The sequence below is a fragment of the Chromobacterium sp. FG22 genome (assembly GCF_057809415.1).
The window spans coordinates 75,514-95,707 of sequence record NZ_JBMDJX010000012.1 but is presented as its reverse complement, the minus strand read 5'-3'; the positions used below and the strand labels follow the sequence as shown (position 1 = coordinate 95,707).

18 protein-coding genes, 1 tRNA gene and 1 riboswitch are annotated in these 20,194 nt (G+C 64.4%); of the genes, 8 read left to right on the top strand and 11 right to left on the bottom strand.

Annotation, left to right across the window (positions count from 1 at the left end):
* Nucleotides 1-21: 21 nt before the first annotated feature.
* The 4 genes from ACODSD_RS13690 to ACODSD_RS13675 all read right to left on the bottom strand — a co-directional run bounded on the left by ACODSD_RS13690 (nucleotide 22) and on the right by ACODSD_RS13675 (nucleotide 4,316).
* The gene (locus ACODSD_RS13690) at nucleotides 22-630 is read right to left on the bottom strand and encodes a 3'-5' exonuclease (RefSeq protein ID WP_227108331.1); all 609 of its coding nucleotides are present in this window, start codon (nucleotides 628-630) and stop codon (nucleotides 22-24) included.
* Entirely contained in the window at nucleotides 630-2,435 is a 1,806-nt protein-coding gene (locus tag ACODSD_RS13685) for a putative nucleotidyltransferase substrate binding domain-containing protein (RefSeq protein ID WP_488877596.1), read from the bottom strand. The genes ACODSD_RS13690 and ACODSD_RS13685 overlap by 1 nt, the downstream gene beginning before the upstream one ends.
* A 68-nt stretch (nucleotides 2,436-2,503) precedes the next feature.
* The gene (locus tag ACODSD_RS13680; protein ID WP_107798984.1) at nucleotides 2,504-3,283 is read right to left on the bottom strand and encodes a class II glutamine amidotransferase; all 780 of its coding nucleotides are present in this window, start codon (nucleotides 3,281-3,283) and stop codon (nucleotides 2,504-2,506) included.
* 142 nt (nucleotides 3,284-3,425) lie between these two features.
* Entirely contained in the window at nucleotides 3,426-4,316 is an 891-nt protein-coding gene (locus ACODSD_RS13675) for a DMT family transporter (protein WP_107798985.1), read from the bottom strand.
* Nucleotides 4,317-4,453: 137 nt separating this feature from the next.
* Here ACODSD_RS13675 and ACODSD_RS13670 point away from each other — a divergent pair, with 137 nt between their 5' ends.
* The 3 genes from ACODSD_RS13670 to ACODSD_RS13660 all read left to right on the top strand — a co-directional run bounded on the left by ACODSD_RS13670 (nucleotide 4,454) and on the right by ACODSD_RS13660 (nucleotide 7,958).
* Entirely contained in the window at nucleotides 4,454-5,254 is an 801-nt protein-coding gene (locus tag ACODSD_RS13670) for an AraC family transcriptional regulator (RefSeq protein ID WP_488877595.1), read from the top strand.
* A gap of 79 nt (nucleotides 5,255-5,333) precedes the next feature.
* Complete coding sequence (locus tag ACODSD_RS13665) at nucleotides 5,334-6,575, top strand: GNAT family N-acetyltransferase (RefSeq protein WP_488877594.1); 1,242 nt, start codon at nucleotides 5,334-5,336, stop codon at nucleotides 6,573-6,575.
* A 66-nt stretch (nucleotides 6,576-6,641) separates the two neighbouring features.
* A complete protein-coding gene (locus tag ACODSD_RS13660) occupies nucleotides 6,642-7,958 on the top strand; it encodes an MFS transporter (RefSeq protein ID WP_488877593.1) in 1,317 nt (438 codons plus the stop codon).
* A gap of 84 nt (nucleotides 7,959-8,042) precedes the next feature.
* Here the strand turns inward: ACODSD_RS13660 and hrpA are convergent, their stop codons facing one another.
* On the bottom strand, nucleotides 8,043-11,978 hold the full coding sequence (hrpA, locus tag ACODSD_RS13655; protein ID WP_107798989.1) for an ATP-dependent RNA helicase HrpA: 3,936 nt from the start codon (nucleotides 11,976-11,978) through the stop codon (nucleotides 8,043-8,045).
* Nucleotides 11,979-12,075: 97 nt separating this feature from the next.
* Nucleotides 12,076-12,441 (bottom strand): YfeK family protein, encoded by a 366-nt coding sequence (locus ACODSD_RS13650; RefSeq protein ID WP_107798990.1) that lies wholly within the window; start codon nucleotides 12,439-12,441, stop codon nucleotides 12,076-12,078.
* Nucleotides 12,442-12,524: 83 nt separating this feature from the next.
* Nucleotides 12,525-12,687: riboswitch (FMN riboswitch) on the top strand.
* A 235-nt stretch (nucleotides 12,688-12,922) separates the two neighbouring features.
* Here ACODSD_RS13650 and ACODSD_RS13645 point away from each other — a divergent pair.
* Both ACODSD_RS13645 and ACODSD_RS13640 read left to right on the top strand, forming a co-directional pair.
* A complete protein-coding gene (locus ACODSD_RS13645; protein ID WP_488877592.1) occupies nucleotides 12,923-13,660 on the top strand; it encodes a class I SAM-dependent methyltransferase in 738 nt (245 codons plus the stop codon).
* Nucleotides 13,661-13,853: 193 nt separating this feature from the next.
* Nucleotides 13,854-14,609, top strand: a complete 756-nt coding sequence (locus tag ACODSD_RS13640) for an N-formylglutamate amidohydrolase (protein ID WP_488877591.1) — start codon at nucleotides 13,854-13,856, stop codon at nucleotides 14,607-14,609.
* A gap of 9 nt (nucleotides 14,610-14,618) precedes the next feature.
* On the opposite strand, the gene ACODSD_RS13635 is transcribed toward ACODSD_RS13640, so the two are convergent.
* Complete coding sequence (locus ACODSD_RS13635) at nucleotides 14,619-15,830, bottom strand: SpoIIE family protein phosphatase (RefSeq protein ID WP_235088698.1); 1,212 nt, start codon at nucleotides 15,828-15,830, stop codon at nucleotides 14,619-14,621.
* A 200-nt stretch (nucleotides 15,831-16,030) separates the two neighbouring features.
* On the opposite strand from ACODSD_RS13635, the gene ACODSD_RS13630 reads away from it, so the two are divergent.
* From ACODSD_RS13630 to ACODSD_RS13620, 3 genes are all read left to right on the top strand, one after another.
* Nucleotides 16,031-16,576, top strand: coding sequence for a hypothetical protein (locus tag ACODSD_RS13630; RefSeq protein ID WP_253314272.1), 546 nt, complete (start codon nucleotides 16,031-16,033; stop codon nucleotides 16,574-16,576).
* Between the two features lie 45 nt (nucleotides 16,577-16,621).
* A tRNA-Thr gene (locus ACODSD_RS13625) sits at nucleotides 16,622-16,697 on the top strand.
* Nucleotides 16,698-16,994: 297 nt separating this feature from the next.
* Nucleotides 16,995-17,534, top strand: coding sequence for a hypothetical protein (locus tag ACODSD_RS13620; protein WP_227108347.1), 540 nt, complete (start codon nucleotides 16,995-16,997; stop codon nucleotides 17,532-17,534).
* Between the two features lie 219 nt (nucleotides 17,535-17,753).
* On the opposite strand, the gene ACODSD_RS13615 is transcribed toward ACODSD_RS13620, so the two are convergent.
* The 4 genes from ACODSD_RS13615 to ACODSD_RS13600 are packed head-to-tail and all read right to left on the bottom strand — an operon-like array spanning nucleotide 17,754 to nucleotide 20,170.
* Nucleotides 17,754-18,338 (bottom strand): HvfX family Cu-binding RiPP maturation protein, encoded by a 585-nt coding sequence (locus ACODSD_RS13615; protein WP_227108348.1) that lies wholly within the window; start codon nucleotides 18,336-18,338, stop codon nucleotides 17,754-17,756.
* Between the two features lie 11 nt (nucleotides 18,339-18,349).
* The gene (locus ACODSD_RS13610; RefSeq protein WP_488877590.1) at nucleotides 18,350-19,021 is read right to left on the bottom strand and encodes an HvfC/BufC family peptide modification chaperone; all 672 of its coding nucleotides are present in this window, start codon (nucleotides 19,019-19,021) and stop codon (nucleotides 18,350-18,352) included.
* Between the two features lie 19 nt (nucleotides 19,022-19,040).
* Entirely contained in the window at nucleotides 19,041-19,880 is an 840-nt protein-coding gene (locus ACODSD_RS13605; protein WP_488877589.1) for an MbnB/TglH/ChrH family RiPP precursor modification enzyme, read from the bottom strand.
* Nucleotides 19,868-20,170 (bottom strand): hypothetical protein, encoded by a 303-nt coding sequence (locus ACODSD_RS13600; RefSeq protein ID WP_488877588.1) that lies wholly within the window; start codon nucleotides 20,168-20,170, stop codon nucleotides 19,868-19,870. Before ACODSD_RS13600 ends, ACODSD_RS13605 begins: the two co-directional genes overlap by 13 nt.
* Nucleotides 20,171-20,194: the final 24 nt, after the last annotated feature.

Below are 20,194 nucleotides of genomic sequence, written 5' to 3'. Positions count from 1 at the left end.
CGCAGAGTTGAAGGCAAGGCATCAGCCGTAGCCGCGCTGTTTCAGCGCCAGATAGAGCATGGCCGCGTTGATGGCGTCGTTGAGCGCGTCGTGGCGCGGCGGCGCGGGCATGTCCAGATCCCGGCAGATGCTGGCCAGCCGCAAATCGATGTGGGCGTCCGGGTTCTGTCTCAGCTTGTAGTCGTAATAGCGGCCGGAAATCTCGATGCGCCGCTGAGGCAGCGGCACGCCCAGCCAGGGACGGACGTAGCGGTTGAGCACGGCCAGGTCGTATTCCAGGTAATAGCCCAGCAGCGGCCGGCCGCCGATGAAGTCCAGCAGCAGACGCACGGCGTCCCGGGCCGCCAGGCCCTGGCTGACGTCGATGGGCCGCAGGCCGTGGATGCGTACATTGTCCGCCTGCGGCGCGCGCTCCGGCCGCACCAAGAGATAGAGCGCCTCGCTGGCGAGGATGCGGTTGCCGCGCAGCTTGACCGCGCCGATGGACAGCAGCTCGGCTTCCGCCGGATTCAGGCTGGTGGTTTCGCAGTCCAGGCTGACCAGTTCGTCCGGGTGTTCGCTATACATGCCGGCGTAGGCCGGGTCGCGCAGCCGGCGGCGTTGCCATTGGCGCAACAGGGCGGACAGCATCAGAAACTGCCCAGCCGGTAATGGTGGCGCAACTGCGTCTTGAATCGTTTGACCACGCCCAGCGCGTCTTTGAGCAGGTCCCGTTCCAGCGAGGACAATTTGTCAGGCTCCAGCAGATTGTCGGCCGCCTTGCCGGCGCTCATCCGTTCCAGCCCTTGTTCCAGTCTCAGTTGCATCAGATAGGACAGCGCCTCGCCCGCGTCCTCGGCCAGGCCTCGCTCCAGCCGTCCCTGGGCCGCCAGCGCCTGCAGTCTTTGCTGTGAATTGTTCTCGCTCACCCCGTACTCCAGCGCCAACGCGCGGATGCCGTGCACCAGCGGAAAGATGCCGCCTTTTTTCAGGTCCAGCGCCGCGCGGCCGTCGCGTTCGCGGGTTTGCAGATGGGAGAACAGGCCCAAGGGGGTGTCGAATTGTTCGATGGCGCGAGCGAAGCGGGAGAAGAAGCCGGCGTCGTCGCGCAAGGTGGCGCGCAGATAGTTTTGCGCGTCTTCCAGCAGCGCGGCGTCGCCGCAGACGGCTTCCGCGTCCACGAAGATGGCCAGCCGCATCAAGGCGTCTCCGTCCGGGCTGTGCACCCAGCGGTGCAGGCGGTCGCGCAGCTCGGCGCCGCTGAAGCGCCAATCCGGGTGGCTGAGCATGATGTTGCCGGGACAGGGCGGATAGCCGAAGCGGGACAGCGCGGCGGAAAAGGCCTGGCAGCTGGCTTCCAGTTGCGGCCAGGGCGCGCCGTCGCGCAGCAGCAGCGCGTTGTCCTGGTCGGTTTTGAGTATCTGTTCGCCGCGGCCTTCCGAACCCAGCACCAGCAGGCAGCTGTTGGCCGCCAGCTCCGGCGGCGCGATCAGCCGCCAGGCGCGGGCGAACAGGCGGGCGTTGAGGCTTTGCACCAGCCGGCCCAGTTGCAGCGCTTTGACGCCGTGGCCGGACAGGATGCGCACCAGCCGCGGGATCTGCTCCGCCACTTCCGTCAGCTCGTCCAGCGTGGCCGCGCGCTCCAGCCGCTGCGCGATCAAGTGGGAGTGATTGGAAAAGTAGGACAGCACGTCCACCTGGGCCAGCATGGCCACCGGCTCGCCGCGCTCGGTCACCACCAGGCGCCGCAAATTGCGCCGCGTCATCAGCAATAGGGCGTTGAACAGGAAGTCGTCTATGTCTATGGTCAGCAGCTCGTACTGGCAGTATTCCGCCGCCGGCGCGTCCGAAGGCACGCCGTTCAGCACGATGTCGCGAAAGTCCGTGGTGGTGAGGATGCCCAGCCGCCCGGCGCCGCGCAGCAGCACGGACTTGGATTTGTGTTCCTTCATCGCCGCCGCCGCGTCGCGCAGGCTGGCGCCGGCGTCCACGAACACCGGCTGGCGTCCGCCGGCGTCGCGCACGGTGGCCGCCAGCAGGGTTTGCAGTTCTCGCTGGCCGGCGCCTTGCGCCAGCCGGCCCAGCTTTTCCGACACGCTGGCGTAAAAGTAGGCGCCGAAGCGCGGGTTGCTCTCGGTCAGCGCCAGCACTTCGGCGCGCGGCAGGCTGTAGAGCAGCGCTTCCTCCTGGACGATGAAGCGGTGGCGAGTCTGGCCGGCGGCGGTGGCGCGGGCGTCGAAGCCGTCCTGCGCCCGGTACAGCGCGACGACCTCGTCGCCGGCCATTTCCCTGACCACGCCTTTGATCACCACGTACAGGGCGGTGACCGGCGCGTCCGGCGCCAGCACGGTTTGCTCGTCGGCGTAGAACAGGATGTCGGCGCAAGCCTCCAGCCTCAGGCGTTCGTCCGGGCTCAGGGCGTCGAATGGGGCGTGGCTGAAGTCGAATCGCTGCATGGCGGGCCTCGCGGAACAAGACATTGCCGCCAGCATAACACCGGCGGCAAGGGCTTGTCGGCGGGCGCTCAGCCCGGCAGGTGTTGCAGCAGCGGAGAGCCGTCGCGGAACAGCAGCAGCTCGCCGGGGACGAGCGGCGTCCAGCTTTCGTTGTCCGTCAGCGGCTGGGTGGCGATCACCGCCACGCGGTCATGCGGGGTGGTGACCGAGGCGAAATCCACGCTGACGTCGTCGTCCACCAGGTGAGCGGTGTTGAACGGCGCCTGGCGGATGATGTAGTGCAGATGGGTGGAGCAGTGGGCGAACAGCGCCTCGCCGTTGCTCAGCATGAAGTTGAACACGCCGTGGCTGGAGATCTCCGCCGCCAGCCGCGCCACTTCGGCGAACAAATCGTCCAGCTGAGGTTGCTGGCACCATTTGGCGCGCAGCCGTTCCATCAGGTGGCAGAAGGCCCGCTCGGAGTCGGTGCTGCCCACCGGGTTGTAATGGCAGCCGGCCTCGGGCTGGAAGTTTTCCAGGTTGCCGTTGTGGGCGAAGATCCAGTAACGGCCCCACATCTCGCGCATGAAGGGGTGGGTGTTGGCCAGATTGACTTCGCCCTGGGTGGCTTTGCGGATGTGGGCGATCACGTTTTCCGATTTGATCGGATAGTTGCGCACCAGATTGGCCACCGGCGATTCCACCGACGGTTTGTCGTCCAGGAAGATGCGGCAGCCCTTGCTCTCGAAAAAGGCGATGCCCCAGCCGTCGGCGTGGTGGTCGGTCTGGCCGCCGCGGCGGTGAAAGCCTTCAAAGGAGAACAGGATATCGGTTGGGGTATTGCAATTCATGCCCAGTAACTGGCACATGGTTTCTGATTCCACGGTAAAGAGGTTGTCATGGCCGGCCCGCGCCGGCTGCGGTTTTGTTACAGAGCTTAGGCGATAAGCGGGGCCGCGGCAATCCCGCCGCGCCGGCCGTGGAGCCCGGGCGTGGCGGGAAAAGCGAAGCTCAGGCCGTCGAACGGACGAGGCCGCGCAGCTTGGCCCAGCCGCCCTGGCTCAGACTGACGCCGAGCAGGATCAGGCCGCCGCCCAGCCAGTGGTAATCATGAATGGTTTCGCCCAGCAGCGCGCTGGCGATCACGGCGGTGAACAAGGGCAGCAAATTCATGAAGATGGCGGTGCGTTCGCTGCCCAGGCCCTGAATGCCGCGCATCCACAGATAGGGCGCCAGCACCGAGGAAGCGATGCCGGCGAAGGCGACCAGGCCCACGCCTTGCGGCGGCACCGCCAGGCTGTCCGCGCTCAGCGCCACCGGCACCAGCATCAACACCGCCAGCAGCACCTGGATGTAAAGATTGGTCCAGCTGCCGAAGGGCGGCGCCCAGCGGCGCAGCAGAATGCCGTACAGCGCGTAGGAGAGCGAACCCACCAGCATCAGCGCGTCGCCGCGGTTGACGCCGCCGCTGAGCAGATCCAGCGGTCGCCCCTGGCCCAGCAGATAGAGCACGCCCAGCAAGGACACCGCCACGCCGAACAGCGCGTGAGCGCCCACCGGCTGGCGGAAGGCGACGGCGTTCAGCGCCAGCCCCAGCAAGGGAATCAAGGCGCAGATCACGCCCATATTGGTGGCGCTGGTGCTGTGCGCGGCGTAATAAGCCAGGCATTGGTACATCACCATGCCGAGCGCGGCCAACACGGCGAAGCGGCCCAGCCAGGGACGGATGGCCCGCCATTGGCGCAGCGCCGGCCGCAGGCTCAAGGGGGTGAGAATCAGCGCGGCCAGCAGCCAGCGGTAGAAGGAGATGGCGGCGGGGTCCAGCGCCTGGGCCGCGGCCTTGGACACCACGGTGTTGGCGGACCAGATCAGCACGGCCAGCATGGGAAACAATGAATACATGGGATGGCTCCGGATGCGGCTTTCGTCCGATCGGGCGGGCGAGAGCACAGAAAAGCATTGACAGTGCGCAGTGTAGCGCTGTCTGATTCAATGCATATAACGCAAACCAGACAAGACGATAGCGGGAAACCGACAAATTGGACTATTCCGAACTGGACCAGGGCTTGCCGGCGCCGGCGCCCATCCATCTGCGCTACGACCAGCTGACGCCGCAGACCGAGTTCTCGCCGCACAGCCACCCTTGGGGGCAGTTGAACTGCATCAGCCTGGGGGTGATCGAGTTGAGCCTGATCGAAGCCGGTCAGGCCGAACGCGCGCTGGCGGCGCCGGCGGAGTTTCTGATCTGGGTGCCGGCCGGGGTGCGCCACTCCGCCTCGGTGCGTCAGGCGATGCGCTACACCTCGGTCTACGTCGGCGCGGAGGAAGCCGCCGGGCTGCCCGCCCACCCCTGCCTGATTCCGCAAACGCCCTTGTTGCGCGCGTTGCTGGATGACTTCTGCCAGCGCGGCGTTACCGCGATCCGGGACCCGTGGGACCGGCGTCAGGCTGAGCTGCTGCTGGCGCGGCTGGCCCAGGCCGGCCACCAGGACAGCTATCTGCCGGATAGCCGGCATCGTCAGCTGGCGCCCATTCTGGCCGCCATCCGCGACAATCCGGCCGACGCGGCCACGCTGGCGCAGTGGGCGCGGCGCGTGCACGGCACCGAGCGCACGCTGGCGCGCCATTTTCAACGCGAGCTGGGCATGAGCTTTGTCCAGTGGCGCAACCGGGTGCGGCTGCTGCGGGCCCTGGCCTGGCTGCGCGAGGGGCGGCCGGTGCAGGACATCGCCGCCGATCTGGGCTACGGCACCGCTTCCGCCTTTATCGCCATGTTCAACAAGCAGTTGGGCTATTCCCCGGAGCGTTACCGGCGCTTGCTGACCGACGGCGCGCCTTGAGGGAGCTTGTTGCCCGTTTGGCATTGCGGCACACTGGAATGATTGTCAATCATAGAACCAGCCTTCTACGCCCCAAGCCATGAGCAAGAAAATCAAACAACTGGCCCGCCAATTGGGCGACGGCTGGAAGCTGCGCCGCCGCTTGCGGCAGGCCAGCGCGCTGAATTTCGCCTTCTCCGAGCGCATAGACTTTTTGAACGGACAACACTGGGATCAGCTGGCGGCCCGGCACGGGCTGCTGATGTCCCGCGATTACTGGCGCGCGCTGGAGCGGTCCGGGCTCGCCCATTTCGAAGTGCGCTACGCGCTGGCCTATCGCGACGGCGAGCCGGTGGCGGCGGTGGCGATGCAGCTGTTGGAAGTCAGCCTGGAAACCATGCACGCCCATCCCGGGCCGCGGCCGGAAGGCTCGCTGCGCGCGGCGCTGGCGCAAAACCTCAAGCCCAAGCTGCGGCAACGGCTGCTGGTCTGCGGCAATATGCTCAGCTACGGCCTGGACGGCGCGGCCTTCGCCGAGGACCTGGACCCGCAGACCCGCTGGCAGGCGGTGGCGGAGATTCTCTACCGCATCCGCCGCGCGGAGAAGCTGAACGGCCAGATCGACTTCGTGCTGGTCAAGGACATGGACGAAACGGCGCGGGAAGACAGCCGGGCGTTGGGCAAGCTCAGCTACAGCACCCTGGAGACGGAACCCAATATGGTGTTGCCGCTGGCCGAGGACTGGCGCGTTTACGACGACTACCTGGCCGGCATGACCTCCAAATACCGCAGCGCCATCCGCCAGCAGATCTTCAAGCCCGTGGAAGCCGCCGGCTGCGAGATCGGCGTGATGACGCCGGAACAGGTGGACGCGCAGGCGGAGCGGATGCAAGCGCTTTACCTGGCGGTGCAAGACAATGCCACGCTGCGGCCGGTGACGGTGAGCGCTGACTACTGGCGGCGGATGGCGGCGCTGGGGCCGGAGCGGGCGGAACTGCGCGGCTTGTGGCGGAACGGCGCGTTGCTGGGCTTCCTGCTGGTCTTGAAAGACGGCGCGGAAGTCACCGCCGCGCAGATAGGCTTCGACCGCGCAGCGGCCAAGGAGCTGCCGCTTTACCTGCGCCTGCTGCACACGGCGATCGAGTCGGCCTTGGCCGCCGGCGGACGGCGGGTGATCTTCGGCCGCACCGCGCTGGAGCCCAAGGCGAGGATGGGCTGCCGGCCTGTGCCCACCTCGCTGTGGATACGCCATCGCCAGCCTGTGCTCAATTCGCTGATCCGCAGCAGCTTCGGCATCGTCCAGCACGAAGACGCACCGACGATCAATCCCTTCAAAAAATAATGGCCCAGCCCTTCGCGCCGCGCGGCGGGGAGGGCGTGTGCATCTTGGTCGCGGAAAGGACCTGATATGACTCAAACGGCGAGCGCCGCCGCGGCACCCGCGCGCAAACTGAACCGGAACGATTGCAAGACGCTGGGCCTGGCTTCGCTGGGCGGCGCGCTGGAATTTTACGACTTCATCATTTACGTGTTCTTCGCCCTGGTCTTGGGCAAGCTGTTCTTCCCCCACGACATTCCGGGCTGGCTGCGCCAATTGCAGGTGTTCGGCATTTTCGCCGCCGGCTACCTGGCGCGGCCGCTGGGCGGCATCGTCATGGCGCACTTTGGCGATTTGTTCGGCCGCAAGCGCATGTTCACGCTCAGCATTGTGCTGATGGCCTTGCCGACGCTGGCGATGGGCCTGCTGCCCACGTATCAGAGCATAGGGATATGGGCGCCGATCTTGCTGCTCCTGCTGCGCGTATTGCAGGGCGCGGCCATCGGCGGCGAGGTGCCTGGCGCCTGGGTATTTGTCGCCGAGCACGCGCCGCCCAGCCGCACCGGCCTGGCGTGCGGCATCATCACCTCGGGGCTGACCATAGGCATTCTGTTCGGCTCCCTGATCGCGATGGCGATGAATCTGTTCTTCACGCCGCAGCAGCTGGAGGACGGCGCCTGGCGGATTCCCTTCTTGATCGGCGGCGTTTTCGGCCTGGTGGCGATGTATCTGCGCCGCTGGCTGCATGAAACGCCGGTGTTCAACGAAATGCAGGCGCGCAAGGCGCTGTCGGCCGAGCTGCCGCTGAAGGCGGCCTTGCGCGGCCATCGTCTGGGCATGGCCGTGTCGATGGCGGCCACCGCGATGCTGTCGGTCACCATCGTGGTGGTGATTCTGATGACGCCCACTTTTTTGCAAAAGCAGTTCGGCGTGCCGCCGGTGGAGGCCTTGTCCGCCAACAGCCTGGCCATCATCGCGCTGAGCGTGGGCTGCATCGTCGCCGGCCTGGCGGTGGACCGCTTCGGCGGCGGCCCGGTGTTCACCGCGGGCAGCCTGCTGCTGGGCGTCAGCAGCTGGTGTTTTTACCAGACCATGGGGCATGACGTGAGCTGGTTGCGCCCGCTGTACACGCTGACCGGCTTTTTCGCCGGCATTGTCGGCGCGGTGCCTTTTCTGATGGTGCGCGCCTTCCCGGCGCCCATCCGCTTCAGCGGCCTGTCGTTTTCCTACAATGTGGCTTACGCGGTGGTGGGCGGCTTCACGCCGGTCTTGCTGTCGGTGTGGATGGAGGCCAGCTCGCTGGCGCTGGCCGGCTATCTGATGATTTTCTGCCTGGTGGGGCTGGCGATGGGGGTGTTCCTGCTGGCCTGGGGGGATAGGCCGGGCTTGTCCCATCCGGTGCATTGAAGCGCGCATAGAAAAACGGCGGCGTCGATAAAGACGCCGCCGTTTTCTCATGCCAGGGCGAGCCAGCTCAAGGTCTGGCGAGCATTAGCGCGGTAGTTCGCTCCACAGCTTCAACAGCCGCTTGGCGGACACCGGATACGGCGTTTTCAGCTCTTGGGCGAACAGGCTGACGCGCAGTTCCTCGATCTGCCAGCGGAAATCCAGCAGCGCCTGGGACGCGCCTTCGGCTTCATTGTCCTCGGCCACCCGGGTTTCCCATTTCTGCCATAGGTCGCGGATTTCCGCGCCGCGCTGGCCGTCGCGCTGCGGGTTGGCCGGCTGCTTGTCCATGCGCAAGCCCATCGCGCGCATATAGCGCGGCAGGTGAGGCAGCTGGCTCCACGGCGTGGCGGCCAGGAAACCCTTGTAAACCAGCTTGGCCAATTGCTGCTGCAACTCGTAGCCCAGCTTGTGCTTCTGCATCTTGACGCTGAGCGGGCCGTATTCGGACGCCACCTGGCCCAGATACTGGGTCACCGCCTGGTTGACGGCCGGCAGCCGGGTGCGGGCGCGGGTTTTCTGCTCGTTGAAGGCTTTCTCATTGCGCGGCAGCGCGTCGTCGCCGATGAAGGCGCGGTCGCAGATGCAGGCGATGGCGTCGGCCAGCAATTCGTCGACATTGGCCACCGCGCGCAGTTGCAAGCCCAGCTGGGTCATGCCGGGCAGGCCCTTGGACAGCTGCTTCATCTGCTCCTTGAGCTGCAGTTGCAGCAGCCGGATCACGCCCTGACGGTGATGGCGCTCGGCCATCAACTGGGTGTCGAACAGGCGGATCGCCACCTTGTCCTGCTCCAGCGTCAGCGCCGGGTAGCCGGTCAGCTGCTGGCGGCCGCGGGCGAACTGAATGCTTTCCGGCAGTTCGCCGAAGTCCCAGCTGCTGACTTCGTCGCGCTCGAACTCCGCGCTGGTGTCGCGGAAGGTCAGCTGGGCGGCCTGGCCGAACTGCTTTTGCAGCGCCAGCAGATCGCGGCCCAGGCCGATTTCCTGCTTGCCGTCGTCAATGACGCGGAAGTTGAACAGCAGATGGGCCGGCAGCTCCTGGGCGCGGAAATCGTCGATGTCCACTTTGACGCCGCCGGTTTCGCGCAGGATGAAGCGCGCCAGCTGCGGCGCGATCGGCTGCTGTTGATCCGGATTGACGCTGAGGAAGCGGGTGACGAAGTCCGGCACCGGCACGCAGCAGCGGCGGATCTGCTTGGGCAGGCCCTTGATCAGCTGTTGCAGCTTCTCGCGCACCATGCCGGGCACCAGCCATTCGAAAGCGGCCGGCTGCAGGCGGTTGAGGATGGCCAGCGGCACGTCCAGGGTGACGCCGTCCAGCGGGTGGTTGGGTTCGAAGCGGTAGCGCAGCTTGAGGCGGCCGTCTTCCAGTTCCAGCCATTCCGGGAACTGGTTTTCGGTGACATGTTGCGCGGCGTGGCGCATCAGTTCTTCGCGCGTCAGGTGCAGCAGTTTGGCTTCGGTCTTTTCCGCCTCCTTGCGCCAGGCCTCGAAGCTGGCGGCGTCCACCACCTCGGCCGGAATCCGTTCGCTGTAGAAGGCGAACAGCGCCTCTTCGTCCACCAGCACGTCTTGACGCCGCGCCTTGTGCTCCAGCTGTTCCACTTCGCGGATCAATTGCTGATTGCGCTGGAAGAAGGGCGCGTTGCTGACGTAGTCCATATTCACCAGCGCGCCGCGGATGAACAGCTCGCGCGCTTCTTCCGGCGCGATGCGGCCGTAGCTGACAGGCCGGCGCGGCACCAGGGTCAGGCCGTACAGGGTGACGCGTTCGCTGGCCACCACTTCGCCGCGGCTCTTTTCCCAGTGCGGGTCGAAGTAATGGTATTTGACCAGGTGCGGCGCCAGCTTTTCCACCCATTCCGGCTCGATCTTGGCCACGCAGCGGGCGTAGAGGCGGGTGGTTTCCACCAACTCCGCCGCCACCAGCCATTTGGGCTTGGCCTTTTTCAGGCCGGAGCCGGGGAAGACGTGGAAGTTGACGCCGCGGGTGCCTTGGTAATCGTCGCCTTCCTGGTTTTTCATGCCCAGATTGCCGATCAGGCCGGTCACCAGCGCCTTGTGCAGGTTTTCATAAGCAACGGCGTCCAGCTGCTGGCGCTTTTTCTGCGTCATCTGCGCGTCCGGCTGCTCGGCGTCGGCGTGCGCCTGTTCGCGCTTGATCAGGCCCAGCTCGCCGGCGATGTCCGCCAGCTGCGCGTGCAGTTCGCGCCATTCGCGCAAGCGCAGATGGGACAGGAAGTGCTCGTGGCAGGTGTTGATCAGCAGACGGTTGGATTTCTTGTGCTTGAGCGCGTCGGAGAAGAAGTCCCACAGGTGCAGGAAGGACAGGAAGTCGGACTTCTCGTCGTTGAAGCGCGCCTGCGCGCGTTCGGCCGCCTCGCGCGCCTCGAACGGGCGTTCGCGCGGGTCTTGCACGCTGAGGGCGGCGGCGATGATCAGCACTTCGCGCACGCAGCCGAAGTCGCGGCCGGCCAGCAGCAGGCGGCCCACTTTCGGGTCCACCGGAATCCGCGCCAGTTCCTTGCCCACGCCGGTGAGTTCGCCCTTGTCGTCCACCGCGCCCAGTTCGGTCAGCACCTGGTAGCCGTCGGCGATCAGACGGCTGCTGGGCGCTTCGATGAAGGGGAAGGCATCTACTTTGCCCAGCCGCAGCGCGGCCATGCGCAGGATGACCGCGGCCAGGTTGGAGCGGACGATTTCCGGATCGGTGAAGGCCGGACGCTGATTGAAGTCGTCCTCGCCGTACAGGCGCACGCAGATGCCGGCCTCGACGCGGCCGCAACGGCCGGCGCGCTGCCGCGCCGCCGCCTGGGAGATTTTCTCCACTTGCAGCTGTTCCACCTTGGCGCGCGGGCTGTAGCGGTTGATGCGCGCCTGCCCGGTGTCGATCACGTATTTGATGCCCGGCACCGTCAGCGAGGTTTCGGCCACATTGGTGGCCAGCACGATGCGGCGGCCGCCGGAGGGCTTGAAGATCTTTTGCTGGTCCTCGTTGGACAGGCGCGCGAACAAGGGCAGGATTTCGTAGCCGCGGATGCCGGATTTGCGCAGTTTTTCCGCGGTTTCGCGGATTTCGCGCTCGCCGGGCAGGAAGACCAGCATATCGCCCGGGCCCTGGCGCGACAGCTCGTCGACGGCGTCGACGATGGCGCCTTCCATCTCCACTTCGCGCTCGTCTTCGTCGCGCTGCGCCAGCGGCCGGTAGCGCACTTCCACCGGATAGGTGCGGCCGGAGACTTCGATCACCGGCGCGCCGTCGAAATGGCGGGAGAAGCGGTCGGCGTCGATGGTGGCCGAGGTGATGATCACTTTCAGGTCCGGCCGGCGCGGCAGCAGCTGTTTCAGATAACCCAGCAGGAAGTCGATGTTGAGGCTGCGTTCATGCGCCTCGTCGATGATGATGGTGTCGTAGTTTTCCAGATAACGGTCGGTCTGGGTTTCCGCCAGCATGATGCCGTCGGTCATCAGCTTGATCACCGATTTGTCCGACAGCTTGTCGGTGAAGCGCACCTTGAAGCCGACATGCTCGCCCAGCGTGGATTTCAGCTCCTGGGCGATGCGGCTGGCCACCGAGCGCGCGGCCAGCCGGCGCGGCTGGGTGTGGCCGATCAGGCCGTGCACGCCGCGACCCAGTTCCAGGCAGATCTTGGGCAGCTGGGTGGTTTTGCCGGAGCCGGTTTCGCCGCAGATGATCACCACCTGATGGCCGTCGATGGCGGCTTTGATGTCGGCCAGTTTCTGGTTGACCGGCAGGGCGTCGTCGAAATCGGGCTTGGGCAGATGGGCGCGGCGCGCGGCCACCTTGGCGGCGGAGCGCTCGATCTGCGTCTGGATGTCGGCCAGCTGTCTGTCCGCGGGCTGGTTTTTCTTCAGCCGCTCGGCGGCGTCGCTCAGTTTGCGGCGCAAGGCGTGGCGGTCGCGGATCAGGCAGGAGGGGAGGTCGGCCTTGAGTTGGGCCAGCAGCTGGGCAGCAGTCATCGGGAAAAGAACACTGGATTACAGGAAAGCGGCGATTATAACAGCTGCGTGGCGGTCCGGCAGGCCTGGATTGCCGGCCGGACGCCGGCGGAACGGCTTATTTGCGCTGGCGGTAGCGGCCCAGCTCCGCTTTCAGCCAGCCGGCGCTGGCCACCGGTTGCGCCGAGCCGCAACGCACCTGATAGGCCTTGCCGCTGATGCTGCTTTGGGTGGCCGCGCGCTCGATGAAGCTTTCCGCGTTGCTGACCCAGTCTTTTTTCAGCAGATACTGGTATTTGTCGTTCAGATGATCGCGGGCCTCTTTGGAACCGTACCAACTGCCGTTGCGATTGAATTCGCAGCCGGATTGGGCCAGATAGTCCAATAGATGGTTGATCTCGTTCTTGGCGGCCGGGGTGGGCGCGGCGACGGCCGCGCCGGCGCTCAAACAAAAAAACAGCCAGATCGGCAGCTTCGGGGTCATGCTTCGCTCCATTGCAATTGGAATGCGCAGACTATGCGCGATGGGGCGGGGCTTGTCCAACTTCCGCGCCGCCTTTATGCTGTGCCGGTCTTCAGGGCGGGGTGAAATTCCCCACCGGCGGTATGTCGCGGCGAATGCCGGCGACGAGCCCGCGAGCGCCGCGCAGCCGTTTCCACGATGCGCGGGTCAGCAGATTCGGTGAGAAGCCGAAGCCGACGGTGAGAGTCCGGATGAGAGAAGACGCGCGCCAGGCCGTGAGAACCTGTTCAAAGTCTGCTGCGCTTCAGCGATACGGCGTTAAAAACGAGCTCAAAATGCTCATGTACCACTTGTACATTCCGCTTTTTCACTCGTTTTCGCCTTGTCTCGCCCTTGCTCGCGAGACTTTGAACAGGCTCTGAGAGCCCGGCGCGCTTTTGCGCGTCGGCATGGCCGCGCGCCGCCCTGGGGCGCTTTCCTTAAGTATTTACGGAGCCTCCACATGCAGCAAAACATCTACGACCATCCGGTCTTTTTCTCCCAATACCAAGCCTTGCGCGACAGCGACGCCGGGCTGAACGGCGTGCTGGAGCAGCCCGCCTTGCGCAGCGCGCTGCCGCCGCTGGCCGGCATCGACATCCTGGACCTGGGGTGCGGTTTCGGCGATTTCGCCCGCTGGGCGCGCGGCGAGGGCGCGGCCAGCGTCACCGCGGTGGATTTGTCCGAACGCATGCTGGAACAGGCGCGGGCGCGCACCCAGGATCCCGCCATCCAATACCAGTGCGCGGGCATCGAGGATTTTCAGCCTCCGGCCGCCGCCTATGATCTGGCCGTGTCCTCGCTGGCCCTGCACTATGTGGAGGATTACGCGGCGGCGGCGGCGCGCGTGTTCGCCGCGCTGCGGCCCGGCGGCGTGTTCGCGCTGACGGTGGAGCACCCGATTTGCACGGCCAGCCCTCAGGGTTGGGCGCTGGACGCGGCGGGCGAGCCATCGCACTGGACGCTGGACGCCTACTTTCAGCAAGATGCGCGCGCAAGCCGCTGGTTCGTCGACGGCGTGATCAAACATCACCGCACGGTGGAAAGCTATGTGAAAGGCTTGCTGGACGCCGGCTTCCAACTGCTTCACCTGGGCGAGCCCGCGCCGGACCCGCAGACCCTGGCGCATCGGGACGGTTTGCGGCCGCACGCGCGCCGTCCGGCCCTGCTGCTGCTCTCCGCGCGAAAGCCGGCGCGTTAGCGCGGCCTTGCCGGACTGGCCCGAACCTGTTCAAAGTCTCGCGCAAGTCGCGGCAAGGCGAAAACGGCTGAAAAACGGCATGGCTGTTTTCAACGCCGTATCGCCGGCGCGTAGCAGATCGCAAACAGGTTCTTAGAACCAAGCCGCGCATGCCCGGTCCAGCAATGATCGGGCAAGAATCAGGAGGAAGGCGATGAGAAGCGGATGGGTAGCGGGGATTCTGATTCTGGCCTTATCGACGGCGCCCGCCGTCGGCAAGACCCCGCCGGAACGGGCCGTCATCGAACCGGCCCACATCGTCGAGGCCATCAAGCTGCAGCAGGAGGCGGACGCCGCCAAGGACAGGCCGCCACAAAACGGCGGGCCGTGGTTTACCGTATTGGAGGGCAAGCGTCCCATCATCGTCACCGCGCCGCACGCCACCAGCCCGTTCCGCGACGGGCAATACCGTTTCTCCGACGGCGGCGGCACCGCGGCCTTGGCGGCGATGCTGCACCAACTGGCCGGCGCCACCGCGATCTACACCACCCGCGCCTCGCCGTCTGATCCCAATTACGAAGACGACAACGCCTTCAAACGCAAGCTGGCGGCTTTGATCGCCGATCAGCGCCCCTTGCTGGTGCTGGACCTGCACGGCAGCCATCCTTACCGGCCTTACGACGTGGATTTCGGCACCTTGAACGGGGCTTCGCTCCTGGGCAAGCCCTGGCTGCAACAGCGGCTGGAGCAGCGTTTGCGAGGGCAGGGCGTGCTCAATGTCTCCGACAACTACTTCGCCGCGTCCAAGCATCAGACCATCGCCAAATTCGCTTCGCGGCTGGGCGTGCCCGCCATTCAGCTGGAAATCAGCAGCACCTGGCTCACGCCCTCGGACGGGAATCTGGCCGCGCATCGTTTCTCCCAGCTCTTGCAGGCGCTGGTGCGCTATGTGAGAGAGGTGGAGGACTAGGCGCGGCGCTCAGGCGTCGTGCCAGCGGGAGCGGTTTGGCACGGCGCAGCCGATATCGGCCTCAGGCTGGTTTGGGACCGATGGCGAATGCACCACCAGCAAGGACGCGTCGTCCAAGATGGCTTCGTTCTGGCGGTGGCGCTGCAGCGCCTGCAATACGGTATTGCCGATCCGTCCGGGCCAGCCGGCTTCCACCGCCTTGATCACGCCGTCCAGGCCAAACATCTGGCCATTGTCCGCCTGGGCCTCGGTAATGCCATCCGAGCAGACGACCAGCGCATGCTCCGGCTTCAACATGCTGGTCTCCAGCGAACGGTCGAACTGTCTAGCCGCCAAAATGCCCAGGGGCGGGTGCTCGGAACGGAATTGCTTGACCTTGCGCCCTTGCGGATCAAACATCAGCGCGCAGGGAATGCCGCCGTTCCAGACCTGCACGGACTGCGCGGCCGCGTCGATTCCAATGAGGATGCCGGCGACGAAGCGCCCGGAGGGCAGCAGGCGGTGTAGTTTGTCGTTGATGGCCGCCGCGATGTCGCCCAAGGCCGCTTGCGCCTGAGCCAGCTCGTAAAAGCACTCCACCGCCGGGATGGCGCTGATGGCCGCGGTCAGACCGTGTCCGGTGCAATCGGCCAGCATCAGGTATTCCCGATCCGCCGCGCGGGCATAGCAGACCAGATCGCCGTTGAACTGGGAAGCCGGCCGCAAATGACGCCAGACATGGGCCGGCAGTTCCAGTTGTTGCCGATTCAGTCGCTCGATCAGCTCCAAGGCGTAGCTTTGTTCGCGCTCATTGTTCTGGAAATAGCGCTCCAGGCGCACCGCGTCCTGGTTGATCTGCCGCTGCATTTGGGCGATGCGCAAAAATACCTGGATCTTGGCCGTCAGCAGGTCCGGGCTGACCGGTTTGGTCAGATAGTCGTCGCCGCCGGCCTTGAGGCCTTCGATCAGATCTTGCTGCTGGCTCAGGCCGGTCAGGAAGATGATGGGCACCCAGTGTTCTCCGAACAGGGTCCGCAGCTCCATCGTGGCCTGCAGCCCGTTCATCACCGGCATGATGATGTCCATCAGGATCAAGTCGTAGCCGACTGTCTTACACATGGCGACGGCCTCCCGGCCATTGCCGGCGAGATCGCATTGATAGCCCAGGTCTTCAACGAAGGTGCGGACCATCAGGCTATTGGTGGCGCTGTCGTCCACCAGCAAAATTTTGGGCTGGGGCATGCTGTTTCCATTACGTGTCAGGAAAGGGAAGCGAGCGGCGCAAACGAGCGCAAAGGCAATTACATTGGCATTGCACTGTGGGTATAGCATATGTGAGGCGGCGATGGCGCACTGCGGCAATAAATATCAGTCCGCGCGGCGGATTGGACTTTGCCCGCCTTCGTCAATTTCCGCCAGGGCGCGGGAAACCCCGTGCTAGTATGCGGGTTTTGGCGGCGCAAAGCGCGGCCCGTTTCATCCCAGAGAGCATTAGACCCCCGATCATGAAATTCGCGACGCACACCATTGCGCTGGCCTTGAGCCTGGCGTTGATCAGCCCGGCCAGCCTGGCCGAACCCGAAGACATGCCTTTGCCCGGCGACGTGCAGATGGCGCCGGCGAGCAAGCCTGCGCGCAAGGCCGCGCCGGCCAAAACCGTTCAGGCGGCGGAACCGGCGCGCGCCAAAGAGCAAGCCAAGCCTGCTCGCCAGGCCAAAGGCAAGGCCAAGGCGAAATCCGCGAAGCAGGGCAAGCGTCAGGCCAAGGCCATTAGCGCCAAGCAGACGCGTCACGGCAAGGCGGCGGCCAAGCCGGCAACAAAAAAATCGACCGTCAAAAAATCGACGGCCAAAAAGCCGCGTCACGCAGCCAAAACCGCAAAGCGCGCGCCGCAGGCCAAGGCGCCCGCTAAAAAAATCAGCAAAAACAAAAAGGTAGGAAAAAGCGTGAAGAAGGCGCATAAAAAGGCGCCGAAAAAGACGCGCTGACGGCTTGCCAAAGCCATTGAGGCAAGACATAATACGCCTCTCTTCGCCGGTGTAGCTCAGTTGGTAGAGCACCTGACTTGTAATCAGGGGGTCGCGAGTTCGATTCCTGCCGCCGGCACCAATAAAATCAAGGGCTTATAGAGTTTTCTCTATAAGCCCTTGGTGCGTTTTAGGGGAGTGCCGGCCACGTTGGCTGATATTTCCCACTGCGCCAAAATATCGCCGCCCCGCCGCTTCGCGCATTGTTACGCTTTTTCCCCATACTTCTTTAGCCAAGAATCGTCATCATCCCTACAAGCCGTCATAAAGCATTGTTTCTGTAGAAAAAATACTTTAGTCGGCTACTTATTGATGTAACGGCGACATTAATCGGCACGCCAATCGTTAATTTGACGCACCCCTTATGGGAGACTGACAAATGACTGGAGATGGCAATTTCCTCACTCCGGAAGGAATGAGAGTCGATATCGAGACAAGCGCGGCCGAAACGCTGAGAATTCTGAATCAGAACTTTCCATGGGCGCCGAACTTGCAGTTCGACCTTATGGCTTTTAGAGAGTGCTGGAATTTTGCAACGGCAAGAATTGGCTGGCTGTGGTTACAGACCCAAAGGGAACTGCAGTTTCATTTAAATTGGAAAGCCGGGCGAGCAGGTTTCTTGCAAGCCACCCTGTGTGCGCTGAACAGCCTCGCGATCTACGAGGCCCGCACCTCTTCCAGTTGGACGGTATACGGGGCCGCCTTCACCAGCGCTTTGGCCAATTTTTTCGCTTACTACGATAAGGGCCCAAGCAAAAGAAGCAAGAAAAAATTCTTTGGGATGCTCTTGGTTTCTGCCGGATACGCCTTTCTTTCGTATGCCGGCAGCAATGCCTATCAATTCTTGCTTGCCTATGACTCGATCGCATTTTCAATTTGCGTCATTTTAGTCGGCCACCATCTTGCCATCAGGGGATAGGCCCCTTTTTTCGAGGGCATAAAAAGACCCCAGCCAAATCAGGCTGGGGCTCATGGTCATAACAGGAGGCCGACATGAGGATGCCAGCTACTGCCTGTTATAGGCGGCCGGCATGCTTGTTCGAACTGACCAAAAGACGGGCGGCCATCATTGGCCGGCAGGCGAGCGCTCATTCCGAGAACGCTCTCGGCTTGAAGCGCAGCGGATTTTGAAACGCTTTTAAGCGGCAAAGCGCTTGCGCAGCCAGTAATCCGCGCTGACGTAGCGGCCGCCGCCGTAAAAGAACAGCACCAACAGCATGACGAAGTAGGTGGCGGCGAACTCCATCCCGTTGTTCAGGATGACCGGGTCGCCCAGTTCAGTGATGTAGTTGTAACGGCCGGGGAAGTTCTCCGCCAGCCAGGACAGGAAGCCGGCCAAGCGCTGGCTGGACTCCATGTCCTTGGCGGCAATGGCCAGCCAGCCGCGCGGCAGGTGCACCATGGCGCTGGCCGCGCTCATCAGCACCATCATGGGGATGGCCATCACCCGGGTGAACAAGCCGAGCGCGATGCAGACCAGGCCCAGCACCTCGGTGGCCGCGGCTAGAAAGGCGAACAGCACGGGGAAGGGCAGGCCCAGGCCGCCTTCGCTGGCCGGAGCGCCGAACCAGCTCACCGCCGCGCTGAAGCCGACCACCTTGGAATGGGCGCCGACATAGATCACCGGCAGCAGATAGAGGCGGACGCCCAGCAGGGCGATGAAGTCGTATTGCTTGCAAGCCGCAAGCGCCCGGTCGAAACCATTCATTATCTTGGCAATCATTTTCGTATTCCTCATATTGGGCGGCCGGCGTCGGACGCCGGCGCGCGCATGTCGCGCATCTGTATCAAGCCGGTGGCGAGCGCTTCCTTGAGCCAGGTCCAGAGCGTGTCGGGCGGAACTTCGGCCGACAGCGCCGGATAGGCGCAAGGCGTCCGCAAGGCCTCCAGCAGCCAGCGATCTAAGGCGCTCAGCGGTTTCCGGATCACCTGATGCCGGGCGTCGCGGAAGATGGCGTAAGGGCCGGCAAGCCCGGCGAAGTCCAGCTGCAGTTCAACGCAGGCCAGCGTGGGATTGAGCGAGAAAACGGAGCTTTCCGTCGCCAGCCCGGCGGAGGGCGGCGTCACGACGGCCTCTTCTATTTCCACGCTGAACAGCAGCCACTCGTATTCCAGGCATTGCCGCAGATCCGCGGGCAGGCCGGCTTGGGAGAAACAGAGAAACTCGGTGGCGATGTGGTGGAACTCGGGGCTGGACGAGGCGTGGCCCGCCAAAAAGTCGTCGATGCGGCCGCGCAGCTGCTCAGCCGACAGCCTGGCGCAGAACAAGGGGAAGACATGGCTCAGCACTTCCTCGACATTGCCGCGCAGAAACTGGCGGTAAAGCTCGACGGAACGCTCGCCCAAGGCCTCAGGGCCGCCCCGCAGCCGCCGGCTGAAGGTTTCGATGTCCGATATCGCGTTCATGATGTCTCCTTTGCCGCGCTCAGGCGGCCTGGGCCGCCGGCAGGTGGATGCGGCGCCGCAGCGCGGCCGCTTCTTCGCATAGTTCCAGCCACGGCGGCAACTGGTTGTCGCGCTCCAGCAGCAGCGGGCGGGAGCCGTGCAAAGCCACGGCGTGCCGGGCCAGTTCCAGCACCTCTTCGCATACGGCCGCGCCGTGGGTGTCGATCAAGATGCCGTCGTCGCGGCGCCAGTGGCCGGCGATGTGGAAGTAGCGGATGGCCTGGGACGGCAGATCGGCGATGAAGCGTCGCGGGTCGTAGCCGTGGTTGCAGGCGTTGACGTAGACGTTGTTGATGTCCAGCAGCAATTGGCAGCCGCTTTGTTCGACAACGGCGCGGATGAAGTCCGCTTCCTCCATCTGGCCGGCGTGGGCGTGGTAGTAGCTGATGTTTTCCAGGATCAAGGGTCGATCCAGGAGGTCTTGAACCTGGCGTATCTTGGCGGCGACGCGCGCCGCGGCCGCTTCGCCGCGGGGGATCGGCAGCAGTTCGTACAAATAACCTTGCCGATCACGGGAGTAACTGAGGTGGTCGCCGTGCAGGCGGATGCGATAGCGGTCGAGAAAGCGCTTGGCGCGCTGAAGATAGTCCGCGTCCAGCGGCAGCTCGTCGCCTATCGACAGGCTGAGCCCATGCGAGATCAACGGGTATTTCTCCGCCAGGCGGTCCAGCTGTTCGCGTTTGCGGCCGCCGATGTCCATCCAGTTTTCCAGCGTGATTTCCAGGAAGTCGATTTCAGGCTGCGGGGGGTGATCGGCCAGCCATTGGGCATGTTCGGCGCGCAGCCCCACGCCGACGGCCTGTTGATTTATTGTCCGCATACGCCCTCCACCATTTTTCCCTTGCCGGTTTGGTCGGAGTGGACGCCTTGGCCGGTCTTGCCGCACTTGCCGTCGCGGGCGCGCACCAATTGATCTTGCGGATCGTGCCGGAGAGGGGCTTTCTCATACATCTTCACCGTGCCGCACTTGCCGCTGGCGCATTTGCCGCCATGGCCGCTTTGGCTTTTCACCGCTTGCGCCGGCTGGCTGGCGTCCGCCGCCAATGCGGCTTCGGCGCTCAGACCGAGCAAGGATGTCATGGCGATGGAAAGAATGATCTGTTTTTTCATGTCGGTTCTCCTTTGGGATGGCGG

What these genes read in the sequence shown, in the direction of transcription:
- ACODSD_RS13690 (WP_227108331.1), bottom strand. Translation starts at nt 630, where the DNA reads ATGCTGTCCGCCCTGTTGCGCCAATGGCAACGCCGCCGGCTGCGCGAC.
- ACODSD_RS13685 (WP_488877596.1), bottom strand. Translation starts at nt 2,435, where the DNA reads ATGCAGCGATTCGACTTCAGCCACGCCCCATTCGACGCCCTGAGCCCG.
- ACODSD_RS13680 (WP_107798984.1), bottom strand. Translation starts at nt 3,283, where the DNA reads ATGTGCCAGTTACTGGGCATGAATTGCAATACCCCAACCGATATCCTG.
- ACODSD_RS13675 (WP_107798985.1), bottom strand. Translation starts at nt 4,316, where the DNA reads ATGTATTCATTGTTTCCCATGCTGGCCGTGCTGATCTGGTCCGCCAAC.
- ACODSD_RS13665 (WP_488877594.1), top strand. Translation starts at nt 5,334, where the DNA reads ATGAGCAAGAAAATCAAACAACTGGCCCGCCAATTGGGCGACGGCTGG.
- ACODSD_RS13660 (WP_488877593.1), top strand. Translation starts at nt 6,642, where the DNA reads ATGACTCAAACGGCGAGCGCCGCCGCGGCACCCGCGCGCAAACTGAAC.
- hrpA (WP_107798989.1), bottom strand. Translation starts at nt 11,978, where the DNA reads ATGACTGCTGCCCAGCTGCTGGCCCAACTCAAGGCCGACCTCCCCTCC.
- ACODSD_RS13650 (WP_107798990.1), bottom strand. Translation starts at nt 12,441, where the DNA reads ATGACCCCGAAGCTGCCGATCTGGCTGTTTTTTTGTTTGAGCGCCGGC.
- ACODSD_RS13645 (WP_488877592.1), top strand. Translation starts at nt 12,923, where the DNA reads ATGCAGCAAAACATCTACGACCATCCGGTCTTTTTCTCCCAATACCAA.
- ACODSD_RS13640 (WP_488877591.1), top strand. Translation starts at nt 13,854, where the DNA reads ATGAGAAGCGGATGGGTAGCGGGGATTCTGATTCTGGCCTTATCGACG.
- ACODSD_RS13635 (WP_235088698.1), bottom strand. Translation starts at nt 15,830, where the DNA reads ATGCCCCAGCCCAAAATTTTGCTGGTGGACGACAGCGCCACCAATAGC.
- ACODSD_RS13630 (WP_253314272.1), top strand. Translation starts at nt 16,031, where the DNA reads ATGCGGGTTTTGGCGGCGCAAAGCGCGGCCCGTTTCATCCCAGAGAGC.
- ACODSD_RS13620 (WP_227108347.1), top strand. Translation starts at nt 16,995, where the DNA reads ATGACTGGAGATGGCAATTTCCTCACTCCGGAAGGAATGAGAGTCGAT.
- ACODSD_RS13615 (WP_227108348.1), bottom strand. Translation starts at nt 18,338, where the DNA reads ATGATTGCCAAGATAATGAATGGTTTCGACCGGGCGCTTGCGGCTTGC.
- ACODSD_RS13610 (WP_488877590.1), bottom strand. Translation starts at nt 19,021, where the DNA reads ATGAACGCGATATCGGACATCGAAACCTTCAGCCGGCGGCTGCGGGGC.
- ACODSD_RS13605 (WP_488877589.1), bottom strand. Translation starts at nt 19,880, where the DNA reads ATGCGGACAATAAATCAACAGGCCGTCGGCGTGGGGCTGCGCGCCGAA.
- ACODSD_RS13600 (WP_488877588.1), bottom strand. Translation starts at nt 20,170, where the DNA reads ATGAAAAAACAGATCATTCTTTCCATCGCCATGACATCCTTGCTCGGT.